The sequence below is a fragment of the Zarconia navalis LEGE 11467 genome (genome assembly GCF_015207075.1).
Classification (GTDB): Bacteria; Cyanobacteriota; Cyanobacteriia; order Cyanobacteriales; family Geitlerinemataceae; genus Zarconia; species Zarconia navalis.
On the sequence record NZ_JADEXN010000433.1, the window covers coordinates 1 to 5035 of the forward strand.

Here is a 5035-nt window from a genome sequence, read left to right on the forward strand (position 1 = left end):
GGATAAGAGCGGTTGCAAAAAAATTACGCTGTTCAAGCCCCTATTGAAGGGAAATGCATCGATCGGCGACAACTCGAGCGAGATATGGCGAAAGTAGAATCAGTGAAAACTGCTCATGCCGAATCCAGTCGTTGAAATTCTCTCCCCAGAAGAAATTCGTCGTACCCTGACGCGCTTGGCCTCTCAGATTGTAGAAAAGTCGGGGAATATCGAAGATTTAGTCCTCTTGGGCATCTATACCCGAGGCGTTCCCTTGGCACAGATGCTCGCGACTCAAGTGGAAACCCTCGAAAACATCACCGTTCCTCTCGGGGCGCTGGATATCACCTTTTACCGCGACGATCTCGATCTCCGTGGCGTGCGCACCCCGGCCAAGGACAAAATCCCTTTCGATTTAACGGGCAAACAGGTGGTTTTGGTGGATGATGTGATCTATACCGGTAGAACCATTCGCGCCGCCCTCAATGCCATTCACGAGTACGGTAGACCCGAGGCGATTTGGCTGGCGGTATTGGTCGATCGCGGACATCGCCAGTTGCCGATCCATCTCACGTTTACAGGGAAAACCCTGCCGACAGCCAAGGAGGAGACGGTTAAGGTCTACCTGCAAAAATCCGATGGTCGAGATGGGGTAGAGTTGATTCGATCGCAGGTTTAGTTCGGTCAAAACGCTTGGGCGATCGAGATAATGTCAGTTGTCCGGTGGGGCTTGGATTTCGTCGTGCAATCGGGACACCCCTAACTCCAGCAACGAACAACGAGGCGATCGCCTTTGGCAAACTGTCAACGGTTCGATCGAACTTAAAATTGCGGTTCGAGAGCGGTCAAGTTAAAGGAATCGAGAAATCGATCGGCTTCGGACAAAAAATTGGTCAGATCCTCTTGGGAGGTGACGACAATTGTCTGATAAATTCGTTGGTTGACTAAATACACGCGATGTTTGTAGACCAATCCGTCAAGACCTTCGTAGTACAAGTCCAGTCCCGGATGTCCGGCTAAGGAAATCGGTCGGTCGGCTTCTAAACGCTGGCTGACATTGGCGGTCAGCCCTCGCATGGTTCCCTCTAGCAAGGTTTCGGCAGGTAAAGCTTGGAAAACTTCGGGAAAGTCATTGTAGCGAACGGCATAGACCCGAGTTTCTCGATCGACGCCAATGGTGTGGAGTTCGATTTGCCCCACTTCTGTCTCGACCGATTGCACTTCTTCGCGCAAGGTTCCCGGTGGGATCTCGATAGCGAATCCGGCTTCGGGACGGGACAGCAATTCCCAACCGGACTCAGTTTGGGGTGCGGTTGAGGGTTCTTGGGCCCAGGCGGATCGATGAGCCACTTCTGCATACCCCCCCCACAAAAATATCGCAGTTAGGGAAGATAGCAAAATCTGTCTTTTCATGGATAAATCATCTCCGTGACCGTGGAATCGCATTAAGGGTATGGTAACCCCGATCGAACCCTTGCCCAGATCGAGGGCATTTTGGACGAGACTTACGCACAGCTGCCATATTATGATGCTTGGGAGGGAAACCGGGCACGGGATTCCCCTACATCGGTCGCCGTTGCGTGAGTCCTAATTGACGTAAAAGCCGATGACGAGATTTGAACTCGTGACCGCTCGATTACGAATCGAGTGCTCTACCACTGAGCTACATCGGCACTGCTGACTTTCAATTTTAGCAAATATGGGGGAACGACGATCGCACTGGCGAAACTTTTTCCCATTCCCCATTCCCCATTCCCCGTCACAGTAAAGAGCAGTGACGCGCGAGAGCTCTGGCGAGCATGCGCTGATACTTTTTTTCGTTGAGGGTATAGGCACCAAATCGAGCCAGATGAGGATTCATCAATTGGGCGTCGAATAGCATAAAACCTCGCTCTCGCATCCGTTCCACCAATTTGACCATCGCCACCTTCGAGGCTTCCGGGACGCGATAAAACATCGATTCCCCGATGAACGCTCCCCCGATGGCAATGCCCAAAATCCCACCCGCAAGCCGATCTCCTTGCCAGGTTTCAAAGCTGTGGGCCCAACCGGCTTGGTGTAGCGCCGTGTAAATCCGTTTCAACTTGGGAGAAATCCAGGTGGTTTCTCGATCTGCACCACCTTCAACCACATACTCGAACGCACGATTCACAGCAATCCCAAAGCGTTCTTGATGGAGAACTCGACGCAGGGAGCGCGGATAGCGAAATCGATCGTCTAGGGGCACGATCGCTCGCTCCCGGCTACTGTACCACCCAACATCGGAGTTCCCCGGTTCTTCATTAGCCATCAAGAAATAGCCTCGGGCATATCCCTGAACGATCGCCGGGATGTCGTATTCCATATTTTTGGCGTGGAGCGATAAGAGATGGGGGTAGCGATCGGGAGAATGGCAGAATAGTAGATAGTCGCATTGTTCGGCACGCTATCTATGTCTCAAGCAATTCCACCGATTACCCTACCACCCGCCCAAAATCCCCAACAGGAAGGAGAGTGGCTCGAACGATCGCTACATCAGTGGCTCGATGAAGAGTTTCTACCCGAACCGGTCAACGGAGAAATTGCCCAAAGAGCGGCAAGCATCTACGTGCGACAGCGGATGGAAGGAGAGAACGATGTCGGCTCCCTCGTGATGGCGATCGTTACGGAGATGCAAGCATTTGACTTTTCTCAAAGTTTTTACGGCGAATTTGCCGTAGCCAATGCTGTGAGTGACTTATTACTTGACAGTTTGGGAATCGAGCGCTGTTGCGGACAGTAACGCTCGATTCTTAATTCCCTTGCTCTCAAGGCATTCGCCCTCGATTTACCAACTCGATTTGACAACCCCTGGGAGCAGTCCTTCGTGAGCCATCTCTCGAATCGTGTTGCGAGATAAACCGAAATCGCGATAGTAACCTCTCGGTCTTCCCGACATCCAGCAGCGGTTCCGCACTCGATTGGGTGCGCTATTGCGGGGAAGTTGTTGGATTTTGCGATGGATTTCCATTTTCTCCATCTGAGAAGAAGCTTTATCGAACTGCTCCTTCAACTCTTCTCGCTTGGCCGCGTACTTGGCGACAAGTTTTCTGCGCTTCTTTCCGCGCTCGATCATGCTTTTTTTTGCCATGAACTAGGATTGAGAACCCTCAAATTGACATATACCTTACATATCATACCGGATTCGATCGCTGTCGGGAGCGAGCTGAATTTGGGGGCGGGGAGATGGCTTATAAGTGTATGTTTTTTAGTAAGGCACGGATTTGAGCTGGGGGAGCATGGGAAGCTGGGAGAGCTGGGAGAGCTGGGAGAGCTGGGAGAGAAAAACCCGTTTGTATCTCGTTCGAGAATGATACGCGACCGTCTCAACTGTGAAAAGCATTCCCTTGTAAGCGGGGAGATGGGGGAGACTGACAAGGGTTTTTAAACTAAGGCGCGGATTTGAGCAAAGGGAGCAGGCGTTGCTGGGGAAGCACAACCCTTGTATTTTCGTTTCCATCACGACCTAAATTGCAAGGGTTCTCAAAAATTTATACCTGTGAGGGAGGAGATTGGGAGAGAAGAAGAATAGCAACTCATCCGTTCGAGATCGGTTCGTCCACCTACTTTTCTCCTGCACCCTTAAGCTGATGTCTTCATGCATTCGAGTCGCTCGCTTTGTCTTCTCCTCGCTACAAGTTGTAGAGCGATCGGTTACAATAAAGTATAAAAATTCAACTCCTCTTAGCCCTTTTTTGGCAAATCCATTCTTTCAACGTTTTTTACAAAAATTAACGCTATTTAGATCGAATTTTAGAATCTTTTAAAGATCTCGAAGATCGTCAATTTCATTCATTTCACTCCAAACCTGGAAACCAGCCTCGACATTCAGATAAGTTTCAGCTTTCCCGGCAATCTATCCACCCAACTTTCGATATGAGTTTTTTCTCTTTGCCGACTTCGATTTTAGCAGCCACCTCAACCCTCGCTCAAATTAGTCCCTCTTTTATTTGGTTGTTAGGGGGAGCAATTTTATGTTTGATGGAGCTATTCGTTCCCACAGCTTTTGTCGAGTTAGCCATGGGAATTAGTGCTTTCTTCGTGGCAATTATTGCTCTTGTTATTCCGCACTTGGGTTTGCAAGTTTTGTTGTGGATGGTATTTTCATTGGTGCTGGTTTTTCTGACTCGGCGATTGCTTCCCAAACGCAGCCATTCGGCACTGCAAGAGTCAATGGAAGCACAAACCCTGACGGAAATTGCACCGGGAAAAACAGGTCGGGTTATCTTTGAGGGAAACTCTTGGCAAGCCAAATGTGAGAGCGATCGTGCCATCGGTCCTGACGAAAAAGTTATTGTCGTGGGTCGATCGGGAAATACTTTATTTGTTCTTCCCGACTCTTGAAATAACAACCACTTTACTTCTGATTTTTTGCAATCGATCCTTTCAATATTAAGGATTGAGAATACTGTCTTTTTCCAAACTCTTTTCTTATTTCTTAGGAGACTCGAACGTGGAATACATAATTTCAATATTTCTACTCGTTTTCGGAGGTTCTGCCCTGGCGGGTTCTGTCAAAATTGTCAATCAAGGAGATGAATCCCTCGTTGAAACGCTAGGAAAATATAATGGCAAAAAACTAGAACCCGGTCTGAACTTTATCTATCCATTTATCGATAACGTCGTTTACAAAGAAACGATTCGAGAGAAAGTTTTAGACGTTCCGCCCCAAGTTTGTATTACCCGCGATAACGTTTCCATCACCGTCGATGCCGTTGTCTACTGGCGAATTATGGATATGGAGAAAGCCTATTACAAGGTGGAAGACCTACGGCAAGCCATGCAGAACTTGGTGTTGACGCAAATTCGATCGGAGATGGGAAAACTCGATCTCGATCGCACTTTTACCACCCGCAGCGAGATTAACGAAACGCTGCTGCGAGAACTCGATATCGCCACCGACCCCTGGGGTGTGAAAGTGACTCGCGTAGAACTGCGGGATATCATGCCCTCGAAAACCGTTCACGACTCGATGGAATTTCAGATGTCTGCCGAACGGAAAAAGCGAACGGTGATTCTGACATCGGAAGGAGAACCG

At 49.1% G+C, this 5035-nt stretch carries 7 protein-coding genes and 1 tRNA gene; 4 read left to right on the forward strand and 4 right to left on the reverse strand.

The genetic code is table 11. The annotated features are described in order from the left end of the window. Positions 1 to 115: 115 nt before the first annotated feature. Positions 116 to 658 (forward strand): bifunctional pyr operon transcriptional regulator/uracil phosphoribosyltransferase PyrR, encoded by a 543-nt coding sequence (gene pyrR, locus IQ235_RS18710; RefSeq protein WP_264322924.1) that lies wholly within the window; start codon positions 116 to 118, stop codon positions 656 to 658. A gap of 143 nt (positions 659 to 801) precedes the next feature. Here the strand turns inward: pyrR and IQ235_RS18715 are convergent, their stop codons facing one another. The 3 genes from IQ235_RS18715 to aat all read right to left on the reverse strand — a co-directional run bounded on the left by IQ235_RS18715 (position 802) and on the right by aat (position 2323). Then, entirely contained in the window at positions 802 to 1392 is a 591-nt protein-coding gene (locus IQ235_RS18715; protein ID WP_264322925.1) for a hypothetical protein, read from the reverse strand. Between the two features lie 188 nt (positions 1393 to 1580). Continuing rightward, positions 1581 to 1652 (reverse strand) — tRNA-Thr (locus tag IQ235_RS18720). Positions 1653 to 1738: 86 nt separating this feature from the next. Then, a complete protein-coding gene (gene aat, locus IQ235_RS18725; protein ID WP_264322926.1) occupies positions 1739 to 2323 on the reverse strand; it encodes a leucyl/phenylalanyl-tRNA--protein transferase in 585 nt (194 codons plus the stop codon). Between the two features lie 87 nt (positions 2324 to 2410). On the opposite strand from aat, the gene IQ235_RS18730 reads away from it, so the two are divergent. After that, on the forward strand, positions 2411 to 2740 hold the full coding sequence (locus tag IQ235_RS18730) for a DUF8822 family protein (RefSeq protein ID WP_264322927.1): 330 nt from the start codon (positions 2411 to 2413) through the stop codon (positions 2738 to 2740). A gap of 45 nt (positions 2741 to 2785) precedes the next feature. Here IQ235_RS18730 and rpsN read toward each other — a convergent pair whose 3' ends face one another. Further along, on the reverse strand, positions 2786 to 3088 hold the full coding sequence (gene rpsN / locus IQ235_RS18735; protein WP_264322928.1) for a 30S ribosomal protein S14: 303 nt from the start codon (positions 3086 to 3088) through the stop codon (positions 2786 to 2788). A gap of 785 nt (positions 3089 to 3873) precedes the next feature. On the opposite strand from rpsN, the gene IQ235_RS18740 reads away from it, so the two are divergent. Continuing rightward, a complete protein-coding gene (locus tag IQ235_RS18740; RefSeq protein WP_264322929.1) occupies positions 3874 to 4341 on the forward strand; it encodes an NfeD family protein in 468 nt (155 codons plus the stop codon). 118 nt (positions 4342 to 4459) lie between these two features. Next, positions 4460 to 5035: SPFH domain-containing protein (locus IQ235_RS18745; protein WP_264322930.1), on the forward strand; the 576-nt coding region annotated here is incomplete at its 3' end.